The 12,607-nt window shown below is 69.5% G+C and carries 11 protein-coding genes, 1 pseudogene and 1 riboswitch; of the genes and pseudogenes, 7 read left to right on the top strand and 5 right to left on the bottom strand.

The annotated features are described in order from the left end of the window. Nucleotides 1-92: 92 nt before the first annotated feature. Together AC31A1_RS34155 and AC31A1_RS34150 are read right to left on the bottom strand one after the other, a co-directional pair. The gene (locus AC31A1_RS34155) at nt 93-770 is read right to left on the bottom strand and encodes a DUF5134 domain-containing protein (protein ID WP_489657026.1); all 678 of its coding nucleotides are present in this window, start codon (nt 768-770) and stop codon (nt 93-95) included. A gap of 329 nt (nt 771-1,099) precedes the next feature. Continuing rightward, nucleotides 1,100-1,465: an ArsR/SmtB family transcription factor gene (locus AC31A1_RS34150; RefSeq protein WP_489657025.1), complete on the bottom strand. Its 366-nt coding sequence runs from the start codon at nt 1,463-1,465 to the stop codon at nt 1,100-1,102. An 80-nt stretch (nt 1,466-1,545) separates the two neighbouring features. After that, nucleotides 1,546-1,773, top strand: a riboswitch (cobalamin riboswitch). Nucleotides 1,774-1,809: 36 nt separating this feature from the next. Between AC31A1_RS34150 and nicT the strand changes: the two genes are divergently transcribed. The 3 genes from nicT (at nt 1,810) to AC31A1_RS34135 (ending at nt 4,872) form a co-directional block, all read left to right on the top strand. Further along, nucleotides 1,810-2,937 (top strand): Nickel transporter NicT, encoded by a 1,128-nt coding sequence (nicT, locus tag AC31A1_RS34145; protein WP_489657024.1) that lies wholly within the window; start codon nt 1,810-1,812, stop codon nt 2,935-2,937. 544 nt (nt 2,938-3,481) lie between these two features. After that, a complete protein-coding gene (locus AC31A1_RS34140) occupies nt 3,482-4,099 on the top strand; it encodes a hypothetical protein (protein ID WP_489657023.1) in 618 nt (205 codons plus the stop codon). A 155-nt stretch (nt 4,100-4,254) separates the two neighbouring features. Next, the gene (locus AC31A1_RS34135; protein ID WP_489657022.1) at nt 4,255-4,872 is read left to right on the top strand and encodes a sigma-70 family RNA polymerase sigma factor; all 618 of its coding nucleotides are present in this window, start codon (nt 4,255-4,257) and stop codon (nt 4,870-4,872) included. A 398-nt stretch (nt 4,873-5,270) separates the two neighbouring features. On the opposite strand, the gene AC31A1_RS34130 is transcribed toward AC31A1_RS34135, so the two are convergent. Together AC31A1_RS34130 and AC31A1_RS34125 are read right to left on the bottom strand one after the other, a co-directional pair. Further along, nucleotides 5,271-5,486 (bottom strand): heavy-metal-associated domain-containing protein, encoded by a 216-nt coding sequence (locus AC31A1_RS34130; RefSeq protein ID WP_489657021.1) that lies wholly within the window; start codon nt 5,484-5,486, stop codon nt 5,271-5,273. A gap of 520 nt (nt 5,487-6,006) precedes the next feature. Then, the gene (locus AC31A1_RS34125; protein WP_489657020.1) at nt 6,007-7,521 is read right to left on the bottom strand and encodes an exo-alpha-sialidase; all 1,515 of its coding nucleotides are present in this window, start codon (nt 7,519-7,521) and stop codon (nt 6,007-6,009) included. Between the two features lie 248 nt (nt 7,522-7,769). Here AC31A1_RS34125 and AC31A1_RS34120 point away from each other — a divergent pair. Further along, nucleotides 7,770-8,135 (top strand): annotated as a pseudogene (locus AC31A1_RS34120) (cobaltochelatase subunit CobN); the annotation flags it as partial. A 927-nt stretch (nt 8,136-9,062) separates the two neighbouring features. Here the strand turns inward: AC31A1_RS34120 and AC31A1_RS34115 are convergent. Further along, nucleotides 9,063-9,437, bottom strand: coding sequence for a roadblock/LC7 domain-containing protein (locus tag AC31A1_RS34115; RefSeq protein ID WP_489657019.1), 375 nt, complete (start codon nt 9,435-9,437; stop codon nt 9,063-9,065). Nucleotides 9,438-10,073: 636 nt separating this feature from the next. On the opposite strand from AC31A1_RS34115, the gene AC31A1_RS34110 reads away from it, so the two are divergent. The 3 genes from AC31A1_RS34110 to AC31A1_RS34100 form a co-directional block, all read left to right on the top strand. Then, nucleotides 10,074-10,430, top strand: coding sequence for a zinc ribbon domain-containing protein YjdM (locus AC31A1_RS34110; protein ID WP_489657018.1), 357 nt, complete (start codon nt 10,074-10,076; stop codon nt 10,428-10,430). Between the two features lie 160 nt (nt 10,431-10,590). Next, entirely contained in the window at nt 10,591-10,932 is a 342-nt protein-coding gene (locus AC31A1_RS34105) for an ArsR/SmtB family transcription factor (RefSeq protein ID WP_489657017.1), read from the top strand. Next, nucleotides 10,929-12,607, top strand: a 1,679-nt coding sequence (locus AC31A1_RS34100) for a SulP family inorganic anion transporter (RefSeq protein ID WP_489657016.1), incomplete at its 3' end; no start/stop codon positions are given. The genes AC31A1_RS34105 and AC31A1_RS34100, both read left to right, overlap by 4 nt.

Raw genomic sequence — 12,607 nt, 5'->3', positions numbered from 1 at the left:
ATTCCTCCCCACCCGGAGTCGGCGAAAACAACGGAAGTGCGGGACGAAGACGAGGGGCCGTACCGCTCTCCACATGCGATCGCCGTGTGACGTCACACGAGCAGGACGAACATCACGGCCATCCCCAACGCCATCGCGGCATGGCACGCCGGGGACAGGGCCCCGTCCGGGCTCACTGCCTCCAACGCGGCCCCGCCCTCCCACTGTTCACGTTCTGCGGCTGCGCCTCTTTCCCTGGTCCGGTCGAGAGCACGGGTCAGCCAGGACAGGCCAAGGCCCCCGAGAACCACCGCGAGCAGCACCGCCGTAACTCGCGGCCCTGTCCCGGTCAGACTCATGGCGGCCAGACCGGAACCGCCCGACATGTCCATTCCCGCCATGTCATGCGCACCGGCCGCGTCGGTGTGGCCGGACATGGCGCCGGAGGACGCCATCGCCGCCACCATCCAGGCCATGGCACCCATCATCAACCCGTGCGGCAGGGCGGCGAGTACCGCGCGGCTCCAGGTACGGTCACCGGTCCGGAAGGGAGCCGCCGCCAGGAACCACAACCCGCCCCCCGAGAACAGCGCCACCTGTGGAAACGCCGATATGTCCATGCCCCACGGCCAGGCCATCGCGATCATCAGCACCCCCATCGCCGCATGCCACGCGTGATCCGCCCGCTCGGCCAAGCCCGTGGCAGGCAGAACCATTCGCCACACCGCGTACAGGACTGGCACCGCAAACATCAGGCTCAGAATCCAGCGCAGTCCGCTCGCGGCGATCACGAAACCCCCAACTCCGGGAGGCCGTAAGGCATCCCTGATCCGAATCCGATTCACGACGGGTCGCATCAGCAGGGGAGGGGCCAAGAGCGCGGTCGCCGACCTGCCGGATGGACGCAACAGGAGTCGGGGCGGCGCGGGAGTGAGTTCCCAAGGTGCCGTGTGAGTGCGGTCACTTGGGCGTCGGGCCGCGAGCGCATCACGAAGCGGACCACGGCCGACCGCATGTACGAGCTACATGTACGAGCTATGCGACGGCTTGATGAACGGGCGGGAGGTGTGGGCCAGTTGAGGGCGCCGGCCCGACTGCGGCGCGGGCTGCCGGCGACGCCTCAGATCATGGGTTCCGGCGGAAGCGAGGAGTCGAGCAGCGCCGCCATGCCGGGATCGGTCAGCCGGTAGCGGACGACGCGGCCGTCCTTGTCGGCGGTGACGGTGCCCGAGGCCCGGAGCAGGCGCAGGATCTGCGAGACGGACGTGTCGCTGATGCCGGTGGCCAGCGCCAGATCCGATACGGCGATGGGCCCGGCCCGGTGCACGGCCAGCAGCACGGACAGCCTGTTCGGCTCGCCCAGCAGGGAGAAACGGGCGGCCCACTCGTTGACGCGGGCCGCGTCGCCGATGCCCTCGATGGCCTCGCAGACGGTGTGCTCATCGATCGCACGGCGATGCGCGCGACCCTCCGGAACCAGATGCATGCACCCATCCTCACTCCTGCCCCCATGTGAGGTGCAACACCTGCGCAATTGCGCAGACTTGTGGATGACCGGGGGCGCACCTAGCCTGATCCGGCCGTGGTGTTCGGGAAGACCGGTGCACCGTGTCCGATCAGGGTCGGGTACGGGAGTCCGGAGCGGCCCTCGCCACTGTGATCGGGAAGTCTCCGCACCATCCCCGCTCCCACCTGGGACCGGGCGGCCACGGGGCGCATATCGCGTCCGGGAAGGCCGGGCGGCGAGACGTTCGACCCGTCAGCCAGGAGACCGGCCACGGCACCGTACGACGACCCCGTCCACGAGGTGCTGGAGAGGCTGCCCCGAACATGTCCCTGCCCGAAAACCCCGCCCCGCCGTCCTCCGCCACCGGGACACCGGCCGCGCGGCCACTGCGCTGGGAGCGCCGGGACTGGCTGCGCACCGGCGCGCTGCTCGCCGTCATCGCGGCCCTGCACGTCGTGGCCTTCATGATCCTGATCGCCATGGTCGCCCCGAACCACTACACCGTCGGCCATCAGGTCTTCGGCGTGGGACTCGGCATCACCGCCTACACCCTCGGCATGCGGCACGCCTTCGACGCCGACCACATCGCGGCGATCGACAACACCACCCGCAAGCTCATGGCGGACGGCAAGCGTCCGGTGTCGGTCGGTTTCTGGTTCGCGCTGGGCCACTCGTCGATCGTGGTCGTCCTGGCCGCGCTGATCGCGGCCGGTGCCAAGGTGACCGGCGCCCTGCTCAACGAGGACTCCGACGCCCATGCGACGCTCGGCCTGATCAGCACCACTGTCTCCGGCAGCTTCCTCTACCTGATCGCGGCCCTCAACCTGGTCGCCCTCACCGGGATCTACCGGGTCTTCAAGGCCATGCGCGCCGGCCAGTTCGACGAGCACGAGCTGGAGAAGCACCTCGCCAACCGGGGCTTCATGAACCGCGTCCTGGGCCGTCTGACGAGGTCCATCACCCGGCCCGGCCAGATGTACCCCGTCGGCGTCCTGTTCGGTCTGGGCTTCGACACCGCCACCGAGGTCGCCCTGATGGTCATGGCCGGCTCCGGTGCCGCCGCCGGCCTGCCCTGGTACGCGATCCTGTGCCTGCCCCTGCTGTTCGCGGCGGGCATGAGCCTGTTCGACACCCTCGACGGCTGCTTCATGAACTTCGCCTACCACTGGGCGTTCTCCAACCCGGTCCGCAAGGTCTACTACAACCTCACCATCACCGGCCTGTCCATCGCCGTCGCCTTCATCATCGGCACCATCGAACTCGTCAGCGTCCTGCACGACAACCTCGGCCTCCAGGACGGCATCACCGGCTGGATCTCCGGCATCGACCTCGACAACGTCGGCTACATCATCGTCGGCCTCTTCGTCGTCGTATGGGCCTGCGCCATCGCCTACTGGCGCCTGGCCGACGTCGAACACCGCTGGAACGCGAAGACCGCCAACGCGGACTGACGCCTCGGTCGCGGGGCCGTCGCAGGCCCCGCATCCGACTGGTAAGGAGGACACAGGGTTGACCAGGCAGTACGTGGACGGTGATGCGCATGGGCGGGCAAGGGGAGAGATCCTCGGGCCGCACGGCCGCACCGGCGGACGTGAGCGCGTCCCCAGCGGTACGAAGCTTGCGCGCGGCGGTGTTCGCCGCGTACTGGGAGTGATTCGGGTTGCCCTACCGGTGGAGACCTGCTGGCAGGGCAGTTCCGTGGCCTTCGGCCTGTGCCGTACGACGGGACTGGGGAGGGGTTTCGAAGTCGCCAACCGCCTTGGCACGGACGACGGTTGTCCCGAGCGGGGTGTCCACCACCAGGCAGAGGAGAAAGGGGTATCGCTCCGACGGCGCCGGCATCGAGGCCCTCTCCAACAGGAGTCGGACGGAATTCCCTTTGAGTTCCGGCCTGTTGTCGTGGCCTGGGTCACATGCTGTGGATTGAGTGTGGTGGGCTATGGGTTTGCTCACCCGCACATGACAGTGGGTGCCCTGGTGCCAGGATGAGGCGCCATGAGGCCAGGGTGGTGTTCTCGCGCGATGCGGGCCGCGGTGTTCGCGGCCGTCTGTGTGGTGCTCGCTTCCCTGGGTCACGTCATGATGTCCGGGGACTACGTGCCCGCGTGGGCACTGGCCACCGGACTGGTCGTCACCGGCGTCCCGGGCTGGTGCCTGGCGGATCGTGAACGTGGGCTCCCGCTCATCGTGACGGTCGTGGTCGCCGCCCAGACGGTGCTGCATTCGGCGTTCTTGCTCGCCCAGCCGGCGTCCGGTGATCCGGTCTCCCCGAACACCACCATGAACATGGCCTCGATGCAGACGGGCTCCATGCACATGGCCAACTCGTCGGCCGGTGGTACGTCGTCGACCGGCATGCTCGTCGCCCACCTGCTGGCCGCGCTGCTGTGCGGGCTCTGGCTGGCCCACGGCGAGAAAGCCGCGTTCCGTATCCTGCGCGCTCTGGCCGGGCGACTGGCGGCTCCGCTACGACTGCTGCTCGCCCTGCCCGCGCCCACCGACCGCCCGCGCATCCGCAGGAGCCACCTCTACCCGGACCGGGCCCCGCGCCTTCTCCTCCTCGTCCACGCGATCACCTCCCGGGGGCCGCCCGCTCGGACCGCTGCCGTCTGAAGGCAGCCGGCATCCCGAGGCCGCCCATGAGGTGTGCCCCGGGCCACGGCCGTACGTCCGCGCAAGCGCCGTAGGGCCGTCTCACCCCACTCACCGGACCGCCCGCGATCTCGCGTGCCCAGGTCCGGATCACGGATGACTGAGAAGGACTCCAGGTGATCACTCCTGCCCTGCCCGCTTCGTGCGGCACAGGCGAGAAGAAGTCGGCAGCTCTCGACGAGGCGATCACCGCGTGGGCGCTCGCGGCCCGGGGCGGTGACGCGGACGCGGTCGAACACTTCGTCCGCGCCCTGCAACGCGACGTCCAGCGGTACGTGGCTCATCTCTGCGGCGACCCACAGGCAGCCGACGACCTGGTGCAGGACACGTTCCTGCGCGCGCTCGGCAGCCTGCACCGCTTCGAGGGCCGCTCCTCGGCGCGTACCTGGCTGCTGTCGATCGCCCGCCGGGCCGTCATCGACAGCTACCGCTACGCTGCCGCCAGGCCCCGCCTGTCTGACGTACCGGACTGGCAACTGGCGATCGAACTGGCCCAGCCGATCGACCTGCCCGGCTTCGACGACGGCGTCGCGCTGCTCGACCTGCTGGCCGAGCTGCCGGACGAGCGCCGCGAAGCCTTCGTCCTGACCCAGATGCTGGGCCTGCCCTATGTGGAAGCCGCCGAGGCGAGCCACTGCCCGATCGGCACGGTCCGCTCCCGCGTCGCGCGCGCCCGGGCGACCTTGACCGACCTCCTCGCAGAGGCGGAGGAACCCGCCGTGGCGGCGGTCTGAGTGCTGTGCTTGTCGGAGCCCGATGGGGGGAGGGGGATGCGTGACGGTGATGACACGTCGCGTGCGTCGGGCGTGGCAGGCGAGCGTCTGGTGGCGGCCGAGAGCGAGCGCACCGGCTGGCTGGGGCGAATGGCCGTGGTGAGTTCATCCCCGTATCGGCGTCTGCCGACATCAACAACCCATCACTGGACGGGTGTTGCTTGGCTTGTCGTCCATCTCCGCGAGATGACCGCCCGTGAAGTCGTCGTCATGAGGCGCCCTCCGTAGGACCGGGCTGTCGGCCGCCCCCGGACGCCACCTACCGCCGTGCCGAGCGTCCGCGCGGGCAGGACGGCGGGGGTGGTGCCGTCCTGCCCGGACCTCGCCTCGGGACGCTCTCGACCGGATGGACCGCTCGGTCAGGCGGCGACCGAGTCTGCGACGGCGTACCCGGCCTCTACGATGGCCGCCCGCAGCCGCGCGTCGTCGAGGTCGGTGCCGTGCACGGTGACGGAGTTCGCGGCGATGTCGACCACGACCTCGCTCACGCCCGCCACCTCCGACACTTCTTCTTTGACGCTTGCCGCGCAGTGGGCACAGGTCATGCCGGTGACGTTGTACTGCTTCTGAGCCATGGGGAACTCCTGGTGCCTTGAGGGCTTTTGATGGGATACGGAACCGCAGGTGCGGATGTTCGGGCAGGGGCCATCGGTTCAGTAGTCGGCTGAGGGGTGCGCGGAGTTCCCGGCGAAGAACTGACCTCGGGTTCAGATGGGGAAGCGGCCGAGGACGGTGGGCGGATCGCCGTCCTCGGCCGAAGAGGGGTCAGACGGCTGCGCGGGCAGTACGTGGTCACCGACCTTGTGGTGGCAGACGTGGCAGACGTACGTCGTCGCGCTCGGGTGTCGCCGAGGGCGTGGAAGTGCATGGCGATGGACAGGCCGGAGGCGGTGACGAAGGCCACGACACCGACCGGGTTGACGGCGTAGAGCATGCCGCGGCGGAACTCGGGCTGGAGCGGGGACCACCTGTCCTTGGGCGCTGCAAGTGGTCGGCCAGGGGAGTGCCCGCATGGCCCGCCGGACAGAAGGAGATGTGGTGCGGAGCCGCCCCGGCGGACTTGCCGGGGCGGCTGTTGCGATCGGGGGTTGTCGGTCAGGGGCTGTCCTCGCCGCCCCCGGTGCCGCCGTTGGCCAGCCATTGCGCGTAGGCGATCGCGGCCAGGCGGGCCGAGAAGGCGTTGTCACGTGCGGTCGCGGTGGTGACGGTGGCGGTTCCCGCCGCTGCGGTGAGGCCCGAAGTCGGCGTGTACATCGCCTCGTTGAAGACCGATCCGCTGGGGGCCGTGGCGACGGCGAAGACAGGGTGGGCCGTTCCGCCGGAGAAGGACGTCGAGATGTAGTCGCCGACCATGGTGCCCTGCGTGGTGCTCGCCAGCCAGGAGTGGGTCATCGGACCGGCCAGCTGGGTCGACGTGGTCCAGGTGCTGCCGCCGTTGGTCGAGGAGACGTACCCGACGTCCAACTGGCAGGTGGCGGCGGTGCAGTTGGCGACCGGGTGGTAGTAGTACGCCAGCGCCAGGTGCGCGGTGGTGCCCGAGGTGGCCGGGTCGACGGCGAGGCCGGGGATGAAGTGGTCGACGGTGCTGGTCGTCGCGTCGATCGGGATGCGGGCCACCGTCGACCAGGTGGTGCCGTTGGTGCTCGTGGACATCACGATGTCGTTGGAGGTGCAGGAGCCCCCGCCGGCGCGGAAGCGGCAGTCCTGCCAGACGACGTACGCCTTGCCGGCGGCGTCGATCTCGGCGGAGGGCAGCGGGCCGCTGCGCAGGCTGCCGCGCACGGTGAAGGTGCTGACGGTGGCGATGGTGGTGGTCGAGGTCCAGGTACTGCCGCCGTTGGTGGACCGGAAGGCGAGGATCGACGTCTCGGAGGCGTTGGAGGCGGGGACGATCACCGTGCCGTTGGGCTGGACGACGGGCTGGCCGCCGAGGCCGGTGGCGTTGTTGCCGGTGTTCTTCGAGGCGCCCCAGGTGAGTCCGCCGTCGCTGGAGGTGGTCATCTTCAGGCGGTCGCCGTCGCCGTTGTTGTCGTACTCGGTGTAGCAGTTGCCGTAGAAGGCGCTCGTGGCGGTGTTGTCGCAGACGATCCAGTTCTTGTCCAGGCTGGAGCCGGTCGCGGTGACGACGGGGTTGCTCCAGGTCAGCCCGCCGTCGGTGGAGCGGCTGGTGAAGACCTCGGGGACGGTGACGGACGAGGTGATGGGGATGCTGGAGATCAGCCAGGTGTTGTGCTTGGCGTCGTAGGCCACCGCCGGGTCGCTGACCCGCTGGAAGGTGCCGCCCGCCTGGGTGGTGATGCCGGGCAGGAATCCCTTGGTCCAGGTGGCGCCGCCGTCGGTGGAGGTGGAGAAGCCGACGTTGGAGGAGCCGCCGTCGTTGAACCGGCCGACCTGGAAGGCCGAGACGATCGTGGAGCCGTAGGAGAAGGTGTCCGGCTCGACCTCGGTGGCGTGCTGGCTGGTGGAGTTGGTGTAGGGGTCGGTGCTGATCTGGGTGAGGGCGGGTGCGGCACTGGCTGTGGTCGTCGACAGGGTCAGCAAGCCGGCCGCGAGGGCCGCCGTCACCAGGCCGGGTCTCGCCATGCGGTGGAGGAGTGATGCCAGGGACATGATCCGTTCCCTTTCGGAGAAGGGGCACGTCCGGCATCGGTGCGTCGCGAAGTGGGGTCGGGAGCATGCCTCGTACACGTCCGCACCATGTGGGCGGGCGGAGCCCGGCCGAACCGAACATCGTGCAGGACGTGCTGTGGGACGCCGTCACTCTGCTGCGGCATGCATGGCCATGTCAACGCTTTTCGTCCCAACACCGCCTGAACCACGAGGAATTGACGTCCCCTTGACCCACGGACACCTCGATGGCCCTGCCCGGCCTGCGCGAGGCCCTGGGCCCGGCCGCGTCGGCCGCGACCCGCGCCGCGGCCGACGCGGCCGAGGAACGGGCCCGTGCCCTGGTCCAGGCGACGGAGGACGCCGACTGGGACCCGGCCGCCGTACCCGTCGACCACGGTGAACAGGTCGCCGCCGTCCTGGAGTTCGCCGCCCGCGAGGTCGTTCCGCGCCCGGCCGCCACGACCGCCGAACTCGACCATCCCGTCCACGCGCTGAACGGCGGCTTCGTCCCCGCCGGCCCCTCCGGCTCGCCCCTGCGCGCCCTGGTCAACGTCCTGCCGACCGGCCGCAACTTCTATTCCGTCGACCCCGAGGCCATCCCGTCCCGCCTGGCCGCGAGTGGATCACCTCCGTCGGCGACCCCGGTGCTCCGCACCTGATCACTCACGTCGTCACCACCGTCGCTACCGTCACGGACGTGGAGATGACCCGCCCATCCACGCCGATCTGGCCGCCAACCACAACGAGGGCTTCGACGTCGACGGTTTCGTCATCTCCTGGGATGCACAGCAGGCCACAGGCTCCCAAGGGCATCACAGCACCGGCTGGCGTTCGCAACGGCACCGGCCCGACTACGTCCAGTCCCTGGTCGCTTTCGACCCGAAACACCGCACTGCGTGCCCGGTCCGCGCCAAATGCGCGCACTCCGCCAACTCGCCCCGCAGACCGGCCCTGGGACCGCGTGAGGAACACGAAGCGATCCGCCGCGTCCGCCAGGCACAGAAGACGCCGAAGTGGCAGCAGTAATTCAACATCCGGGCAGGAATCGAAGGCACTATCGGCCAGGGTCTTCGCCGCTGCGATCTGCGCTGGTCCCGCTACCGCAGCCTCGACAAGAGCCTCCCGCTTCGTCCGCCTACGGCTGGATAGCGCACCGCCGAACTCGCCAACGGTGTCCTCCAGCGGACGTGACCCTCTTCTCCGGCGAGTCCTCCTGTGCTCGGACACGATGGATCGATGGTCCTGACGCTCGTTTGACGCTCTGATTCTCTCGCACGCGGTGCAGTGAGCGGATAGAACGCCACTGACCTGGGCTTTTCTGTGATTCGTCCAGCCATCGGAAAGATGTCGCCTGCGGCGGCGGCCCGGGATCCGTCCCGGACAAGGCCGGCCAGGCCCGCCACCGCAAGAAACGCGGCTCACGCGGCGATCGGCCACCGAGGTTGGCGGTTGAGGGCGGCATCAACCGCCTCAGGAGGCACCGGGCCGCCGGGTCAGTTCCTTCACCTTGGCCGTTGCTCGTTTCCGCATGCCGGGACGGCCTAGATCTCGATCGCCCCCTCTACGCGTTTGAGTTGGTGGCGGGCCATGGCCAGGTTCGAGCGGGCCTTGTCGAGTACGAGGTACAGGAACAGGCCGTTGCCGCCGCGGCCGGTGACCGGGCGGATCAGGTGGTACTGGCTGTCCAGAGTGATCAGGATGTCCTCGATCTGGCCCTTGAGGCCCAGTTGCTCCATGGTGCGCACCATGGCCCGGACTACATCCGTGTTGCCGGCCGCGGCGACCGTCAGGTCCAGGCTCTTGCTGCCGCCCAGCGTGCCCAGTGCCATCCCGCTGGTGTAGTCGACGACCGCTGCCCCCAACGCCCCCTCGATCCCGGCCGTCATCTCCTTCAGCGACACTTCAACACTCGCCACGATGCCTCCCCTTGTGTTCCGTCGGCTACGGCGGACCGGTGCCGATCCGCCCCGGTGCCGGGACCGTACGCAGGTGGCTCCGGCTTCCGGAGAGTCTCTTCGGGACTGACCCGCGACGACCGGACAACGCCACGACGGGACCTGTTGGTGGGCGGTAACTGCCCTGACGTGTACGGAAGTTGATGACGATCCGAGTCCCGTCCTTCACCCGGAAGATCCTGGCCTACATCCCCCGAAGCAGCCGACCACATCGGCATCTCCCTGCACGGGATGCGTCCGGGGCCTGCCGGCCGAGCGTTCGCGGGCCGCGACGCCTCGCACTGCGCCCGGGAAGGCTTCACCGCCCAGGCTGCCGGCTTCGCTGCCGCCGGCCTTGAGCAGTCGGCGGAAGCGGCTCGCACCGGGGTTTCGCCGAGCGGGCTCCGTGACGGATCGTCCCTCCGTCCGGCCCGTGTCGCGCAGTGGCCCCGAAGACCGGATCGGGGCTGCTCGTCGACACCCGGTCCACGAGCCCTGCACCCCGTCTCAAGCCGATGTACGCCTGCTTCTCTCCCCGACGGACGTGCCTCAGAGGGGCCGTATCCGCTCGCCGGATGACGGGATCGTCCGAGGTGCGGGGCCGGATACGCTGGCGAGATGATCGAGAATCTTCCTCCCTGTCCGAAGTGCTCGTGCGAGTACACCTACGAGATGAACGCCCTGGTGGTGTGCCCGGAGTGCGGCCATGAGTGGGTGCCCGCCGAGGGCGGCTCGGACTCCGGCGCTCCTGCGGAGCGGGTGGTCAAGGATGCCGTCGGCAACGTGTTGCAGGACGGTGACTCCGTGGTCGTGGTGAAGGCGCTCAAGGTCAAGGGGAGTCCCTCGGGAATCAAGGCCGGTACGAAGGTGCGGGGTATCCGGCTGGTCGACGGTGTCGACGGCCATGACATCGACTGCAAGATCGACGGTTTCGGGGCGATGCAGCTCAAGTCGAGCGTGGTCAAGAAGGGCTGACCCGCCCCCTCACTCGCCGGGAACGATCGGGCAGTAGTCGGATGCTTAATTGCAAAATTTCGCAATTAGCTAGATGCTGTGTTAGCTGTGTCTGCATGTAGCCGCGGGTGCAGCCTTCACCTGCCTCCGAGTGGGGCGCTGTCGGGGAAGTCGAGGAGTCGTGTCCGTTCCGCTCTACCAGGCCAAGGCCGAGTTCTTCCGGATGCTGGGGCATCCCGTACGGATACGGGTGCTGGAGTTGCTCCAGGACGGGCCGTTGCCCGTGCGAGACCTGCTTGCCGCGATCGAGGTGGAGCCTTCCGGCCTCTCCCAGCAGCTGGCCGTGTTGCGCCGTTCCGGGATCGTCACCTCGACGCGGGAGGGGGCCACGGTGGTCTACGAGGTGGCCGGCGGTGACGTCGCCGACCTCATGACGGCCGCGCGCCGGATCCTGACCGAGATGCTCTCCGGCCGGAACGAACTCCTCGCCGAACTCCGGGAAGCCCAGGTCGCCGCGCGATGACGTCCGCTCTCACCCGGATCCGGGGCCGGATCGTCGAACTGCTTCCCGGCCGGAGCGATTGGGCGCAGACGCGTCGTGACCCGCGCCGCGATCTCCTGGCCGGCCTCACGGTGGCGGTCGTCGCGTTGCCGCTCGCGCTCGGTTTCGGGGTCTCCTCCGGGCTGGGCGCGGAGGCGGGGCTGGCGACCGCGGTCATCGCCGGTGCGCTGGCGGCGGTGTTCGGCGGTTCGAATCTGCAGGTGTCCGGGCCGACGGGCGCGATGACGGTGGTGCTGGTGCCGATCGTCGCCGCGCACGGACCGTCCGGGGTACTCATGGTGGGGCTCTTGGCGGGCGTGATGCTCGTCGCGCTGGCCCTGTTGCGGGCCGGCAAGTACATGCAGTACGTGCCCGCGCCGGTCGTGGAGGGCTTCACCCTCGGCATCGCCTGCGTGATCGGCCTTCAGCAGGTCCCGAACGCCCTGGGGGTGCCCAAGCCGGAGGGCGAGCGGGTACTCGTCGTGACCTGGCGCGCGGTGGAGGAGTTCGCGAAGGATCCGAACTGGACCGCCGTCGCCTTCGCGGCGGCGGTCGCCGGCGTGATGCTGATCGGCGCCCGCCTGCGACCCACCGTCCCGTTCTCCATCCTCGCGGTGATCGCGGCCACTGTCGTGGCGCAGGCCGCGGGCCTGGACGCCGCCACCCCGATCGGCGATCTGCCCTCCGGGCTCCCGGCTCCCTCACTGTCCTTCCTCGACCTCGGCTCGCTGGGTTCCCTGCTCGCTCCGGCGGTGGCGGTCGCGGCGCTGGCCGCTTTGGAGTCGCTGCTGTCGGCGTCGGTCGCCGACGGCATGACGGTAGGTCAGAGACACGATCCGGACCGGGAGTTGTTCGGCCAGGGGCTGGCCAACATCGCCGCCCCGCTGTTCGGCGGGGTGCCGGCGACCGGCGCGATCGCGCGCACGGCCGTCAACGTCCGTACCGGCGCCGGGTCCCGGCTGGCGGCCCTCACCCACGCCGCGGTCCTCGCGGTGATCGTGTTCTCGGCCGCGCCCCTGGTCTCCAAGATCCCGCTCGCAGCCCTGGCCGGCGTGCTGCTCGCCACCGCGATCCGCATGGTCGAGGTCGGCTCGCTGCGCGCGATGGCGAAGGCCACCCGCGCCGACGCGCTGATCCTGGTGCTCACCGCTGCCGCGACTCTCGCTCTGGATCTCGTCTACGCCGTGGTGCTCGGCCTGATGGTCGCGAGCGCGCTCGCCCTGCGGGCCGTGGCCAGACAGGCCCGCCTGGACCAGGTGCCGCTCGACCGGGGCGACCACAGCGCCGAGGAGCACGCACTGCTGGCCGAGCACATCGTCGCCTACCGCATCGACGGCCCGCTGTTCTTCGCCGCCGCCCACCGCTTCCTCCTCGAACTGGCCGAGGTCGCCGACGTACGCGTCGTCATCCTGCGCATGTCCCGCGTGACCACCATCGACGCCACCGGCGCCCTCGTCCTCAAGGACGCGGTCGAAAAGCTCAACCGGCGCGGCATCGCCGTCATGACCTCCGGCATACGCCCCGGCCAGCGCCAGGTCCTGGATTCCGTCGGCGCGCTGGAGCTGCTGCGCCTGGAGGGACACGAGTACGCCACCACACCCGAGGCGATCCAGGGTGCCCGCACCCGTCTGGAGCTGTCTCTTATACACATCTCCGA

The organism is Streptomyces sp. P5F9 (genome assembly GCF_057961495.1).
Note: the sequence above shows the minus strand (reverse complement) of the source record. Positions and strands in the feature narration are given on the sequence as shown.